Below are 14,456 nucleotides of genomic sequence, written 5' to 3'. Positions count from 1 at the left end.
AGCTTGATAGGTAACGAGCACCAAAAATTTGTCTGACTAAGCCCGAAGTCAGCGGAACAGTACCTAGCCAACAAAAGCCGATTGCACCTCCGAAAATCGCAGCGGTAGACTCTGTGACGGGTAGTGTGACAAATGCTGCTATTACTACTGTTCGAACAAGATACAGAGCTGACATCACGTGTCGTTTACTGAATTTGTCGCCCATTACTCCCCAGAAATAAGAACCAAAGATATTGAAAATCCCTACATACGCGAGTGCCATGGCGGCGCTACTTGCAGGTAAGTTTTTATCCGCAAGATAACTCGGTAAATGTGTCGCGATAAACATGACGTGGAACCCGCACACAAAAAAACCAGCATGAATTAGCCAATAGCCTTTATGTGCAAAAGCTTCACCGAGTGCTTCCTTTAGAGTTTGAGTGTTTTCATTTTCAGCTGAGCCAGTAGCTTTTGGGGTTGGTGTTCTCATAAACAACGCAAAACTGATCATAAAGCAGCAAAGCACGGCGAAAACTTGCATTGCTGTTTGCCAGTCGAAATCGTTCAGCATGAATTGTGCGCCCGGTATGACGGCGAACATACCAAATGAACCTGCTGCAGTTGTTAATCCAAATGCTTTTGCTGCATGTTCAGCAGGAACAACTTTAGCAACGGCACCGAGAACGATAACGTAGCTAGTGGCGCTGAGCCCCAGCCCGACTAGAGCTCCTAGAGAAACGTATAGCATGCTTGAATCAGTGGCGATTGAGGTTAGCAATAGTCCAAGACCATAAGCACATGCGCCCGCAATGATTATTCTACGAGCTCCCCATCTGTCTGCTGCCATACCGACAAATGGTTGGAATACACCGAAAAGTAGATTTTGCAGTGCGATGGCAAAGCTGAAAAACTCGCGGCCAGTCCCAAAGTGTTCTGAAATTGGCATCATGAAAATACCAAATGACTGCCTGATCCCTAGGCTCATAATAAGTGTGCCAATCCCTAGCCATACTAATAAAGGAAAACGAAAAATGCTCATTCTAGTGCTCGTATTTAATGATGGTGTTCATGTGAAGTTTGATGGTGTTCGTGACCAGTTTGCTGGTGGCAACCGCTTGTGACCGCATGCTGAGCAAGCAGATCTATCAGTGGTTTACTGTGGTRCACGATGATCAAGCTTAGGATGAGTAAAATGCTCATTCGTAATAGTTGTGCGAAGAGTGATTGAGAAAACATAATGCTCAAAAAGGGTCGATTGAATTTGAAGTCGCGCATAATAAGCTCCAATGCGTTATGTGACTAATGACCATTGGTGATGTAATACATGCGTATAGTGCATAGGTTCAAAAATTGAACGCTCTTGTATATGAGTTGTGAAGTTGGAGAGATTTAGTCACGACCTCATAACCACACCAGATTGGGATGTTAATATATTCTATAAATTTCAACGGGATACCTTGATAGTTATCACTGTATGTAAATATTGATGTACAAAGGGGTAGGCACCAAACACAGCTGAACTCTCGACATGTTAAAAAAATATCGGCATTTTAGACGCCGATATTTTAGCTGGTGGCCACTTTTCACCGGTAATCATGGAAGTAGGAGTTTTAACATGGACCAAGACCATAACCTTAGAGAGAATTTACTTGCCCTAACTTTAGGCAGCGCGTTGGTGTCATTGGGAGTTATTTTCTTTAGTAAAGTAGGTCTGTTAACTGGCGGTACGGCGGGTCTAGCCATCTTCTTAACTAAGGTTTCTGATTTTAGTTTTGGTCAGGTATTTTTTGCCTTAAACCTGCCATTCTATATTTTATCTGTTATGCGAATGGGTAAGCGTTTTACGATTAATACCTTTATCGCAGTAACCATTGTATCGTTCGCTGTAGACCATCTTCACAACGTAATTCAAATCGCTGAAATTCACCCTTTATATGCAGCTATGTTGGGGGGCGGGCTTATAGGTATGGGGATGCTCGTTATTTTTAGACATAAGATGAGTTTGGGTGGGTTCAATATCTTGGCGTTGTTTTTACAAGAACGTTTTGGTATTCGCGCAGGGAAAGTGCAAATGGGACTTGATTGTACTATCGTGATCTTCTCGCTGTTTATTGTCGACGTAAACCTGATTCTATTGTCTATTGTTGGTGCTATTACGACTAACTTGATCCTCGCAATGAACCATAAGCCCGGGCGCTATCAAGCGGTTGTGGCACAATCATAGATATCACCTAAAAGCTTACTTAGAAAGCGTTAGCGAGTGCTAGATAARCAAAATTGACTGTTCGAAAGCTAACGACAGGTTTAGATCTAAACACTGTTAGATATGTGAGATAGCCAAAGGGTCGAGGAACAACTAATTCAATGAGCCGAGTGCATTTTTGTACTCGGTTTTTTATTACCAGTAAACAAATAATGGATGTGCTATTTGGCTATAGACGGTTGAAAGGGTTGGGGTAGATTTAAATCGGTAGGTTGTGTTACTGACAAGAAAAGGTAATAAAAAAGGCTTAACCAAATGGTTAAGCCTTTAATGAGTTCAGCATGAACTTCTTTAAAATAGCTAAGCTAGATTAGAAGTTTGCAGAGCGTGGTGTACGTGGGAATGGGATCACGTCACGAACGTTGCCCATACCAGTCACGTAAGATACTAGACGCTCAAAGCCAAGACCGAAGCCAGCATGAGGCACTGTGCCGTATTTACGTAGGTCGCGGTACCAGCTCATGTGCTCAGGGTCGATACCCATAGCAATCATACGCTCGTCTAGAATGTCTAGACGCTCTTCACGTTGTGCACCACCGATGATTTCACCGATACCTGGTGCTAGAACGTCCATTGCAGCAACTGTTTTGCCGTCGTCGTTTAAGCGCATGTAGAAAGCTTTGATGTCTTTCGGGTAGTTCTTAACGATAACTGGCGCTTTGAAGTGCTCTTCAGCTAGGTAACGCTCATGTTCAGAAGACATGTCGATGCCCCACTCAACGTCGAACTCAAATTTCTTACCAGAGTCTAGTAGGATTTGGATTGCGTCAGTGTAGTCAACTTGTGCGAAGTCAGCGTCAACGAATTGCTCTAGACGTGTGATAGCTTCTTTGTCGATGCGAGAAGCAAAGAACTCAAGATCATCACGACGCTCTTCAAGAACAGCTGCGAAAACGTATTTAAGCATGTCTTCAGCAAGTTTCGCTGCATCATCAAGGTCAGCAAAAGCGATTTCAGGMTCAACCATCCAGAATTCCGCTAAGTGGCGGCTAGTGTTTGAGTTTTCAGCACGGAACGTAGGACCGAACGTGTAAACCTTGCTTAGTGCACAAGCGTAAGCTTCAGCATTAAGTTGGCCAGATACCGTTAGGAAAGTTTCTTTACCGAAGAAATCTTCGTTGAAATCAACTTTACCAGCTTCAGTGCGAGGTAGGTTTTCCATGTCTAGCGTAGAAACGCGGAACATTTCACCAGCGCCTTCTGCATCAGATGCAGTGATAAGCGGAGCTGAAGTCCAGAAGAAACCTTGCTCGTGGTAGAAACGGTGAATCGCTTGAGATAGACAGTTACGTACACGTGCAACCGCGCCAATCACGTTTGTACGTGGGCGTAGGTGAGCAACTTCACGAAGGTATTCGATAGAGTGACGTGTCTTAGCCATTGGGTAAGTGTCAGCGTCTTCAACCCAACCCACAACTTTAACGTCAGTTGCAGCAAGTTCGAAGTCTTGACCTTTCGCAGGAGACTCAACAATCTTACCAGTTACTTCAACAGAGCAGCCAGTTGTTAGCTTTAATACTTCGTTTTCGTAATTATTAAGATTATTAGGAACCACGGCCTGAATCGGGTCGAAACAAGAGCCGTCATAAATGGCAAGGAAAGAGATTCCAGCTTTGGAATCACGACGTGAACGGATCCAGCCGCGAACAGTTACTTCACTGTCTACCGCTAGCTTGCCGCCAAGTACGTCTGTTACAGGCGCGTAAGTCATGTTGATTTCATTCTCCATTGAGGGACAAATTCAACTCAAGGTCTCTAGCATTGAAGCAAATAAACATATTTGAACAATAATTAGCCAAGACATTAAGTTGTATAAATTTTTTAAATCGATTGAACATATTACCTGTCATATCGATAGCTTCAACCTTTATTCTTGCTTGTAGAAAGAAATATTTTGCCAACAGACAAGAAAAGCCATTAAGGGTTGTTTTTTTGTTCGATTTACGATGTTCAACCAAGAATAGTTTAATGACAAGGTCAGATTATCTGGCAGTCAACTATATCAAATAGGCACGCTTTAATAAGTGGACTAATTAAAGCGTAATGCGCGCTATTTGGAGTGCCTTCCGCTGCTCAGCTCGAATGTGAAATGCAACCTTTGTTTCCAAAAATGGTGGTGTGATTGTATTTGAACTCCTTTTATATTGTCGGCAACCTAAGTTCAGGTATCGAGTCACCAATAACAGAGGAGTTTAATATTCACGTGTTAATTACGCCGCCTTAACCCCTGCATTCTCTCTACACCCACACTTTTCGAGCGCTCGCTCATTCAAGAAAAACGGTCAATCAAATTATGTCTGAACAAGGCAGGGATGGCTGTACAAGTAAAAGAGAATTACATGCTTAATTATTTAAAGAAACACTGGTTATCAAATGTTAAAGGAGATTCATTATCTGGGATTGTGGTTGCTCTCGCATTAATTCCTGAGGCTATCGCTTTTTCAATTATCGCAGGTGTCGACCCTAAAGTTGGCCTATACGCATCTTTTTGTATTTGCGTAGTGACCGCATTGGTTGGTAGTCGTCCGGGAATGATCTCAGGGGCAACGGGTGCAATGGCACTGCTAATGGTCACTTTAGTTAAAGACTACGGGCTAGAATACCTACTCGCCGCTTCACTTCTTGCCGGTCTTATTCAAATTGCAGCGGGTTATTTAAAGCTAGGTAACTTGATGAACTTTGTTTCGAAATCAGTCATTACCGGGTTTGTTAACGCGCTCGCTATTCTAATTTTTATGGCTCAGCTACCGGAGTTAGTAAATGTACCGTCGAGTGTTTATGTGTTGGTTGCGTTGGGTTTAGCCATCATCTATTTACTCCCTTATTTCCCTAAGTTTGGTCGTTCGATACCTTCACCTTTGGTTGCTATTGTGGTGCTCACTATCATCAGCCTTTTATTTGGTTTAGATGTTAGAACGATCGGTGATATGGGTAACCTTCCAGACTCACTTCCTGTCTTCTTAATCCCTAATATTCCATTTACGCTAAATACGTTCGAAATCATCCTCCCTTATTCTATTGCTTTATCTCTTGTCGGTATTTTGGAGTCGTTAATGACAGCCACGATTGTCGATGATCTTACCGATACGGAAAGTAATAAGAACAATGAATGTAAAGGGCAGGGCATAGCGAATGTTGTGTCGTCTCTGTTCGGAGGTATGGCGGGTTGTGCGATGATTGGTCAGTCAATTATTAATATTAAGTCGGGCGGTTTAACGAGGTTATCAAGCATGATCGCTGGTGTTGTATTGCTGTTGATGGTGGTTTTTGCTTCTGATTGGCTAAAGCTTATACCTATGGCTGCTTTGGTATCTGTGATGATCATGGTTTCAATTGGTACTTTTTCATGGCGTTCTATTGTTGAGCTTAGAGATCACACTCTACCAACCAATATCACAATGCTAGCAACGGTTGCCGTGGTAGTGTTTACTCATAACTTAGCGATTGGTGTTGCGGTTGGGGTAGTTCTGTCAGCGCTATTTTATGCGCATGCCAGTAAATCAATGGTTTTCATTTCTGATGGGGTGATGACGAACGAATTACATACGACCCACAGAGTGAAAGGGCATGTCTTTTTTGCTTCTTCAGAAGCATTTGTCGAATTATTTGATTATGACAAAGCAACGTCTTTGGTGACGATTGATATTTCTCACGCATCCTTCCTTGATAATACGGCGGTCGAAGCTTTAGATAAGGTCGTGTTCAAATTTAGGAAGAAGGGTACTTATGTTGATGTTGCAGGAATGGATACCGTGAGTGCGAATCTTATATTCAAACATGCTATGTACCATAAGCATAAAGACTTAACTGCGGTTTCTATTACGCATTAATTAGTAGTGATGCTAGATTTAAGTTATTGGTTCATAATCAAAAAGCGCTCATGGTTGAGCGCTTTTTTTGTTTGTAATTCGAGTCAGTATAAGTGCGGTTTGCTACTGATTGTTTACGGGTCTCTTATTGCTCTTTGTGCTCGTTAACGTGAACTGGTTGATGAGCGATTCTAGGTGATTGGATAGCTCTTCTAAATCATTACTGATCCCACGAGTTTCACCTGCGGATTGTGAGGTATTATCGGCATGGGAGGTAATGGTCTCCACTTTCTTCTGCACGTCCTTAGTCGCCAGTGTGGTGGACTGCGTCTGGTGTTGGATGTTTTGTGCGTGAGCCAGTACTTGCTTCATCTCTTGCACAACACTATTCATTTCTGTCGACAGCGCATCAATATCCGTGGAGCTTTGGTGCGCTTGTGCACAAACGCGATCGGCAGAAGCCAACGACTCTTCACTGCCTTGTTGAAATTGGTGGATAATTGAATCAATACTGCCCGTCGCTTCAGCAGTGCGTGATGCGAGGTGGCGGACTTCATCAGCAACGACTGCAAAGCCACGCCCTTGTTCGCCAGCGCGCGCGGCTTCAATCGCGGCATTTAGTGCTAGCAAGTTTGTTTGTTCTGCAATGCCACGAATCACGCTCAATATCGATGATACTTCGCCAGTTTGTTCATTGAGAGTAAGTATTTTGTGTTTTACCTCTTCAATGCTCGTCACTAAGTTCTTTATCTCACCGCTGGCATTATGCGCTTGATTGGCACTTTTACATGCTACATCTGCTGTATGGTTGATAAGATCAGACGCCGTTAAGGTGGCTTGTTCTACATTGACTTGTTGAGCCTGTATTCCTTCCACATTGTTTTGTACTTCTGCGGTTTCTTTTTGCTGATCACTGGCTGCTTTTTCGGTTATCTGGGCAACACTGGTCAGCTGGTTTGCGGATGCGTTAAGTTTATGAGAGGTGTCTTGCACCTTACTTAGGCTATGGGAAACAGTATCCATGAATGAGTTAATACTGTTTGAAAGCAGCCCTACCTCATCGTTATTCCTTGTAGGAAGTCGCTCAGACAGGTTTTTGTTCTGACTCACGGATAACATGAATTTCGATGTGCGCTGTAAAGGGCGAACCACAATTTTTCTGATTAGTCCCATAGTCATCGAAAAGCCAATGAAAGAGATAAGTGCCATAATCGCGATAGCGATAAACGCCTGTTTATTGATCATGTCGTTTACATGGTTCAAGTTATATTCAAGGCGGATTGCACCCAGCACTTCACCTTCAGGTGCCATGTGGCAAGCAACACAGTTGGTGCCACGGTAGTTCTCACTAGATTTCATTGGCAGTGCGACGACAAGCCCTTTACCCCAGTCGGCTTCGATAGGTTCAATAACAGTTTCACCGGCAAGCGCTCGCTTATCTATACCATCGACGGGCTTTTGATTATCTTGCCCTTCGCCATAGAGTTTACTGACAGCGTTTGCTCTAAGAACCCGTACTTGCTCGATTCCATCTTGAGCAAGAGCTTTCTGACGTAAGGTTTCTTTTTGAGCCATAGTCCCCGTGAGCATCATCATGTTAAGGCTGTCAAAATAGTTGCTAGCCTTATCGTGAAGCTGTTCACTGAGAATTGAATTAACTAACTGCTTTTGTTGGTAGTGCTGATAGTAGGTAGATATAGCGAGTACGAAAGTAAAAACAGTGACCAAAGCCACCAGTAATTTGAACGTTATTGTTGAGCGCATACTGAATTATTATTTTTTAGAATAGACGAGTTACTGTAGCGCCATATTTATGTACTACCAAAGTGTTATTGATGTAAATGTGACCATGCCCGTCGTAAGGTTATGTAAATGTGATGTAGGAAGATTGTAGGTAAAAATCGTATTTCTTAGTTTATGGGCTACTTCCTTTGCATTCCCTTTATTCTATGGTGTTCAGTTTGATTGAGTTAGTTTATAAACCTTGTAGTAGCGAACGGATTTACGTAATATTGCGTGTCATTTTTTTAGCCTGAGAAACGCAATGAGATCCGAACTCTACAAAGAATTCATGTTTGAAGCAGCCCACCATCTTCCACATGTCCCTGAAGGTCATAAATGTGGTCGCTTGCATGGTCACTCTTTTCTTGTGCGTCTTTATGTAGAAGGTGAAGTTGRTCCTCATACTGGTTGGGTTATCGACTTTTCTGAAATTAAGGCTATCTTTAAGCCAATTTATGATCGTTTAGACCACTATTATCTAAATGACATTGAGGGCCTAGAAAACCCAACAAGTGAAGTTTTAGCAAAGTGGATTTGGAATGAGCTAAAGCCAGATTTACCACTGCTTAGTAAAGTTGAGATTAAAGAAACCTGTACTGCGGGCTGCATTTACCGCGGCGAGTAATTTGCTTCACAACTTTCTAATTAAAGCGTCCGTATATGGGCGCTTTTTTGTATCTTGAAGTTAGTTATTACAGCTGTCGTTTGTTATTGGAGTATGAAGGAAGCAAATTTATAATTCGTCACTGATTGCTTTGGTCAATCAATGCACAGCGTATAGAGATGTATTTTAAGCTAGGAAGTCATAATTCATAAAATTGATGATTTTTGTTGGGTGTTTTCGTTGCAATCAAGCCATCATTCGTTAAGATAAATTTGCCTCATAGAGGGGCGTATTAGCTAACGGATTTGCTATTTGAACAAAATGGAATGTGACTAACTGGACACATACATGACTTTTAAGATTACATCACCAATCATCGAACCTACGGAAGGTTCGCCCCATACAGTTTTGGCTAGCCAAACTTCATCTTGCTTCGCTTCATCTATTGAAGTGGCGTCTGACGTAATAACCCTTATTAAAACCTCATCCCTTCGCTTTTCAGCTTTCTTTCGAGCTTCTTCTTTACCTACACGCTCAACCTCATATAACGACAAACACAAAGTCAGTTATTGCCCCTACTTTAGTTTTTCATATTGAACTCAATGATCTCGCCTTATCGGTGAACACTCATATTTCGAATCCATAAAAATAAGTTGTTAAAATGAATACTAAGTTAATGGGGAGCTCCCTAATTATTTCTGGTACCGCATTAGGTGCTGGAATGCTCGCAATTCCAATGGTTCTAGCGCAGTTTGGTCTGCTATATGGAACCTTATTAATGGTACTGATCTGCATTGGTACTACATACGCTGCCTTATTACTATTAGAGGCAACGATTAAGTCAGACGGCGGTCTAGGACTTAACTCAATTTCTCGTAAAGTGCTAGGTAAGGGCGGTCAGCTTCTTACTAATGCTTTGCTGTACGCCTTATTAATCTGTTTATTGATGGCTTATATCTTAGGGGCGGGTGATTTAGTTACTCAGTTGGCAGCAAAAGCTGGGATAGAACTCTCTCCGCAAACCAGCCAAATATTATTTACCCTGATTGCAGGTATCATTGTCGCGGCTGGGACAGGTGCAGTAGAGAAGCTCAATAGAGTCTTATTCTTTATTATGTTGTCGGCATTAACGATGACGTTGGTGTTTTTGGCACCAGAGATGTCATCAGAAAACTTACAGCAAGTAACGAATAATGATCATGTTGAGCTGATTAAAACCAGTGCGGTTCTATTTACTAGCTTCGGCTTCAWGGTAGTTATCCCATCGTTAGTAGCCTATAACCATGAAGCGACAGACAAGCAATTAAGAAACATGGTGGTGATCGGTTCATTGATCCCTTTGGTTTGCTACTTGATGTGGTTGTTTGCGGTCGTTGGAAATATTCAGCCAGAGCAGATCCGTCATTTCACCAGTGTCTCTGACCTAATGGCTGTGTTTGAGCTGCGAGCATCTTGGGTTGCAAGTATTCTGACTCTATTTACTGGCCTAGCATTACTCACATCATTCTTTGGTGTGGCGATGGCGTTATTTAACCAAAATAAAGATACGTTTAATCAGAATCGTGCAGTGACTTATGTGATTAGCTTTGTGTTGCCACTTGCTGGCGCGCTATTGGCTGCAGACCAGTTTTTATCAGTGTTGAGCTATGCCGGTATCATTCTGGTTTTCCTAGCGGTGTTTGTACCTCTCGTCATGGTATATAAGCTAAGGTTTTTGAAAATGGGTGCAGGGCGTTACCAAGCTGAAGGCGGTGATATTATGCTGTTCTTCTCGTTGATTTTTGGTTGCTTTTTACTTATATCGCAAGTGATCTAAACGATACAAATATCGATATTCAATCATTAAAAATGGGGCGCACTAGCGTCCCTTTTTTGATCATACTTTGGTTATGTGGGCAACACCACTCAGCAATTAAGATCGATAGTACTTGGTGACTTATGAGGTAATAACGTGATGGCTAAGGACTATGGACTGAGCTTGGGGGTAATAAAAAACCCACGACAGTGAACGCACTATCATGGGTTTAAATTAGCAGAAAGCTTAATTTGCTTATCTAGCTGTTAGCAAACGACTTTAATCGCCAGGCCACCTTGAGAAGTCTCACGGTATTTAGCGTTCATGTCTTTACCCGTTTCTAGCATAGTCTCGATAACTTTATCTAGAGAAACAGTAGGAGCAGAAGAACGACGCAGTGCCATGCGAGTTGAGTTGATTGCTTTCACTGCAGCAATACCGTTACGCTCGATACATGGTACCTGTACTTGGCCAGCAACTGGGTCACACGTTAGACCTAGGTTGTGCTCCATTGCGATTTCCGCAGCCATACWTACTTGCTCAGGGCTACCGCCCATAAGCTCAGCAAGACCAGCAGCAGCCATAGAACATGCTACGCCAACTTCACCCTGACAGCCTACTTCAGCACCAGAGATAGAAGCGTTACGCTTGTAAAGACCACCGATCGCGCCAGAAGCTGCGAAGTAACGGATGTAATCTTTCTCTGTCACTGTTTGAATGAACTTGTCGTAGTAAGCCAATACAGCAGGGATGATGCCACATGCGCCGTTTGTTGGTGCTGTTACTACACGTCCACCGGCAGCGTTTTCTTCGTTTACTGCGAAAGCAAACATGTTCACCCAGTCAACAACCGTCATTGGATCGTTCGTTGTTTTTTCTGATGTGATTAGCTGTTGGCGAAGTGCCGCTGCACGACGAGGTACACGCAGTGGACCAGGCAAAATACCTTCAGTATTCATACCGCGATCCATACACTCGCGCATCGTTTTCCAGATGTTAGCGAAGTAAGTGCGAGACTCTTCGTCTGAATGGAATGCTGCTTGGTTCTTCATTACCAATGTACTAACAGACAGGCCGCTGTCTTTACACTGGTTTACCAGCTCTTCAGCTGATGTAAATTCGTAAGGTGCTTTAATTGGGTTTTCTTCTTCTTTGCCGAAGTTCTCTTCGTCAACGATGAAACCGCCACCAATTGAGTAATACGTTTTTGAGTATGCTACTTCGTCGTTAACCCAAGCATGAATACTCATACCATTTTCATGTAATGAAAGGTTAGTCTTATGGAAGTTCATACCTCCATCTCTTGGGAACGAAACTGTATGACAGTGCATGCCAACAGGAAGGCGCTCAGTTTCCTCTACGCGAGCAATGAAGCCAGCAATAGAGTCGATATCTACACGTTCAGGAGTATTGCCAGCAAGACCCATGATGATAGCGATATCTGTGTGGTGACCTTTCCCTGTCAGTGATAGTGATCCATATACGTCCACGGTGATTTTAGTGATGTCGCGCAATTTTCCCATTGAACGTAGGTCATCAATAAATTCTTTACCCGCTTTCATTGGTCCAACTGTGTGTGAGCTCGATGGACCAACACCGATTTTATAGATATCAAATACACTAATCATAGCGATTACCTCAAAAAGAGAGCCTCCCAAGGGGAGTAGGGAGGCTCATTTATTATCATTATATTTTGTGTCTAATCTCGGAATATAAGATGAAGCTCATCTTATAAAAAGTGCGTGAGATTAAAGAGCGCCGTAGATTACAGAACTAATTGCCGCAAGACCACAGATAGCTGTAAAGATTTGTACAGGTGCTGAAGTTTTGTACTTAGCCATTGCAGGAACTTTGTGCATAGCGAATACAGGCATGATGAACAGGATAGCCGCAATCATTGGTGCACCCATTGTTTCAATCATACCTAGGATGCTTGGGTTAACTACTGCAACAATCCAAGTTGTAATAACGATGAACGCTAGAGACATCTTCTCAATCTTGCTGATTGAAGAACCAGAACGAGACTTGATTAGACCAACTAGACCTTCGTGAGCACCTAGGAAGTGACCGAAGTAGCTAGAAGTGATCGCTGCGAATGCTACAAGAGGACCCATGTAAGAAATCAGTGGAGACTCATGAACGTTAGCTAGGTAAGAAAGAACAGAGATGTTTTGCTCTTGTGCTGTTGCCAGTTGCTCTGGAGACAGAGAAAGTACAACAGAGAATACGAAGAACATTACAAAACCCATCAGCATCATTGCCGCGCCGCCAGTGATTTTGTCAGTTTTCTTAACTGCATCGTCACCGTATACACGACGTTGTTCTTTAGAGAACTGTGAAATGATTGGGCTGTGGTTGAAAGAGAACACAATGATTGGGATTGCTAGCCAAACGATAGAAGGCATTGCAGACCACTCTGGAGACACTTCCATCATAGATGTGTTCCAGTCAGGTACTAGGTAGAACGAAAGAGCAAGTAGGATGAATACTAGTGGGTATACCATCGCAGATGTTGCTTTAAGCATTAGCTCTTTACCGAAAACCACACCAGCTGTCATCGCAAGGATAAGCGCACCAGAAAGTAATGGGCGAGGGATAGATTCCATACCCATTTGGTTAACTAGGAAAGAGTCAACTGTGTTTGTGATGCCGACACCGTAGATAAGAACGATTGGGTAGATAGCGAAGAAGTAAGCGAAAGTAATAAGGTTTGCGCCAGTCTTACCAAAGTGTTCTTCAACAGTGTCAGTGATGTCTGCTTCTGGGTTCTTAGCAGATAGTACGAAACGAGCTAGAGACTTGTGAGCGAACCAAGTCATTGGTGCTGCAATTAGGGCAAGGATAACTAATGGCCAAAAACCACCAGCGCCTGCTTTGATTGGAAGGAATAGTACACCAGCACCAACTGCTGTACCGAATAGTGAAAGACACCAAGTGAAATCTTTATAATTCCACTTAGATGCTGATAGCTCGGCCTTAGCCGAAGAAGTTGTTGTGTTCATGTTAAATTACTCATTTTTTGGGAACAGGAAATAAGTCGAGGTGTATTTTGCAGAATTTTCGTCTGGCAGAAATAGATCTAAATCATGTAATTAAACGGCGGCGTATATGATATTCCAAAAATGAATTTTTGATCACGAAAATGGCGTGCTACATGTGATTTCTATTAATGTTTGAGATTAGTATTTCTAATGTTGGGCATAAAAAAGACTTGTCCCATAACAGGGAAACGATTGCGCGATTTTGGATTAATTTATCTGTTTTATGAGGATGTGGTTGGTTGTTAATTTTAAGTTGGAATGGTGTGCTTTTTATGTGGCGGGTTTCATGAGTTGTTGCTGAAGAGAGTGAATGATTTGCGCTGTCATTCCCCAAATTAAATGTTCATTGAACGGAATTGCGAACACTCGGTGCTTAAATTGTTTGAAACGAAACATTTCACTAAATAGTCGATCCTGATTTAAAACGTGAGAAGCTGGTGCTTCGAAAAGACAATCTACTTCATTTTTGTCAATGCTTGCTCGGTAGTTCGCATCTATAAGCGCTATTACAGGAGTCACTGAAAAGTGACTGACCGTATGAATTTCAGGTAGCTGACCAACAATGTTCACTTGAGTTCGGTTGATACCCACTTCTTCTTCAAGTTCTCTTAGTGCTGTGACCTGTAGTGATTGATCTGTAGGTTCAAACTTTCCGCCAGGGAAGCTAATTTGCCCAGGGTGGTGACGAAGATGTTCTGCACGTTTAGTAAAAATAATTTGTAACCCGTTTCTCCTCTCGACTAACCCTATCAACACGGCTGCTTTTCTTAACCTTTCAGAGTCAAGGTGGGCCACTCTTTGCATAGACTCAGGATGATAAGCAATTGTATTTTTTAGTTGGAAGCTTTGTAGAAAGTCTTGTTTATTCATATTTTCACTATTCGATTTAGTCTTATTTGAGGATGTGGCGTTATTAACATTTCAATTAAGAAGATAATTTAATTGTAGATGAGATTTAAAAAACAGCCACCAAGTATTTGAAAATATAGAAAACTTGGCTCATTCTTAGACAGCAATGCAGAAAGGAGTGCGGCGAATGAAAGGAATCATATTTACTGAATTTCTAGAGTTGGTAGAACAAAAGTTTGGTTTAGACATGCTGAATGAAGTTCTTAAACTTTCAGGTGATGGGGGTGTTTATACGTCTGTGGGCAGCTATGACCATCGAAAATTAGTCATATTG

The 14,456-nt window shown here is 42.3% G+C and carries 13 protein-coding genes; 5 read left to right on the top strand and 8 right to left on the bottom strand.

What is annotated here, in order from left to right; genetic code table 11:
* Together L4C33_RS13240 and L4C33_RS13235 are read right to left on the bottom strand one after the other, a co-directional pair.
* The coding region (locus tag L4C33_RS13240) for an MFS transporter (protein ID WP_428812897.1) at positions 1-1,018 on the bottom strand (1,018 nt) is incomplete at its 3' end.
* A gap of 14 nt (positions 1,019-1,032) precedes the next feature.
* Positions 1,033-1,215, bottom strand: coding sequence for a hypothetical protein (locus tag L4C33_RS13235; RefSeq protein ID WP_428812899.1), 183 nt, complete (start codon positions 1,213-1,215; stop codon positions 1,033-1,035).
* 379 nt (positions 1,216-1,594) lie between these two features.
* Between L4C33_RS13235 and L4C33_RS13230 the strand changes: the two genes are divergently transcribed.
* Positions 1,595-2,203 (top strand): YitT family protein, encoded by a 609-nt coding sequence (locus L4C33_RS13230; protein ID WP_428812896.1) that lies wholly within the window; start codon positions 1,595-1,597, stop codon positions 2,201-2,203.
* A gap of 349 nt (positions 2,204-2,552) precedes the next feature.
* On the opposite strand, the gene asnS is transcribed toward L4C33_RS13230, so the two are convergent.
* Complete coding sequence (asnS, locus tag L4C33_RS13225; RefSeq protein WP_428812895.1) at positions 2,553-3,953, bottom strand: asparagine--tRNA ligase; 1,401 nt, start codon at positions 3,951-3,953, stop codon at positions 2,553-2,555.
* Between the two features lie 628 nt (positions 3,954-4,581).
* Between asnS and L4C33_RS13220 the strand changes: the two genes are divergently transcribed.
* Positions 4,582-6,072: a SulP family inorganic anion transporter gene (locus L4C33_RS13220; RefSeq protein WP_428812894.1), complete on the top strand. Its 1,491-nt coding sequence runs from the start codon at positions 4,582-4,584 to the stop codon at positions 6,070-6,072.
* A 102-nt stretch (positions 6,073-6,174) separates the two neighbouring features.
* Here L4C33_RS13220 and L4C33_RS13215 read toward each other — a convergent pair whose 3' ends face one another.
* On the bottom strand, positions 6,175-7,815 hold the full coding sequence (locus L4C33_RS13215) for a methyl-accepting chemotaxis protein (protein WP_428812893.1): 1,641 nt from the start codon (positions 7,813-7,815) through the stop codon (positions 6,175-6,177).
* 280 nt (positions 7,816-8,095) lie between these two features.
* Here L4C33_RS13215 and queD point away from each other — a divergent pair, with 280 nt between their 5' ends.
* Positions 8,096-8,458 carry a 6-carboxytetrahydropterin synthase QueD gene (gene queD, locus L4C33_RS13210; protein WP_428812892.1) on the top strand — a complete coding sequence of 121 codons (363 nt, stop codon included), beginning with the start codon at positions 8,096-8,098 and terminating at the stop codon, positions 8,456-8,458.
* A 311-nt stretch (positions 8,459-8,769) separates the two neighbouring features.
* On the opposite strand, the gene L4C33_RS13205 is transcribed toward queD, so the two are convergent.
* A complete protein-coding gene (locus L4C33_RS13205; protein ID WP_428812891.1) occupies positions 8,770-8,991 on the bottom strand; it encodes a hypothetical protein in 222 nt (73 codons plus the stop codon).
* 107 nt (positions 8,992-9,098) lie between these two features.
* On the opposite strand from L4C33_RS13205, the gene L4C33_RS13200 reads away from it, so the two are divergent.
* Positions 9,099-10,253 carry an amino acid permease gene (locus tag L4C33_RS13200; RefSeq protein WP_428812890.1) on the top strand — a complete coding sequence of 385 codons (1,155 nt, stop codon included), beginning with the start codon at positions 9,099-9,101 and terminating at the stop codon, positions 10,251-10,253.
* A gap of 245 nt (positions 10,254-10,498) precedes the next feature.
* Here the strand turns inward: L4C33_RS13200 and L4C33_RS13195 are convergent, their stop codons facing one another.
* The 3 genes from L4C33_RS13195 to L4C33_RS13185 all read right to left on the bottom strand — a co-directional run bounded on the left by L4C33_RS13195 (position 10,499) and on the right by L4C33_RS13185 (position 14,143).
* Positions 10,499-11,860 (bottom strand): L-serine ammonia-lyase, encoded by a 1,362-nt coding sequence (locus L4C33_RS13195; RefSeq protein WP_428812889.1) that lies wholly within the window; start codon positions 11,858-11,860, stop codon positions 10,499-10,501.
* Between the two features lie 120 nt (positions 11,861-11,980).
* Positions 11,981-13,234, bottom strand: a complete 1,254-nt coding sequence (locus L4C33_RS13190; protein ID WP_428812888.1) for an aromatic amino acid transport family protein — start codon at positions 13,232-13,234, stop codon at positions 11,981-11,983.
* Between the two features lie 309 nt (positions 13,235-13,543).
* Positions 13,544-14,143, bottom strand: coding sequence for a CoA pyrophosphatase (locus L4C33_RS13185; RefSeq protein ID WP_428812887.1), 600 nt, complete (start codon positions 14,141-14,143; stop codon positions 13,544-13,546).
* Positions 14,144-14,309: 166 nt separating this feature from the next.
* On the opposite strand from L4C33_RS13185, the gene L4C33_RS13180 reads away from it, so the two are divergent.
* A partial coding sequence (locus L4C33_RS13180) for a heme NO-binding domain-containing protein (RefSeq protein ID WP_428812898.1) occupies positions 14,310-14,456 on the top strand: 147 nt, incomplete at its 3' end.

This window comes from Vibrio makurazakiensis, from assembly GCF_050337375.1.
Taxonomy (GTDB): domain Bacteria; phylum Pseudomonadota; class Gammaproteobacteria; order Enterobacterales; family Vibrionaceae; genus Vibrio; species Vibrio makurazakiensis.
The sequence above is the reverse complement of the archived record's forward strand: the minus strand, read 5'-3'. Positions and strand labels throughout refer to the sequence as shown.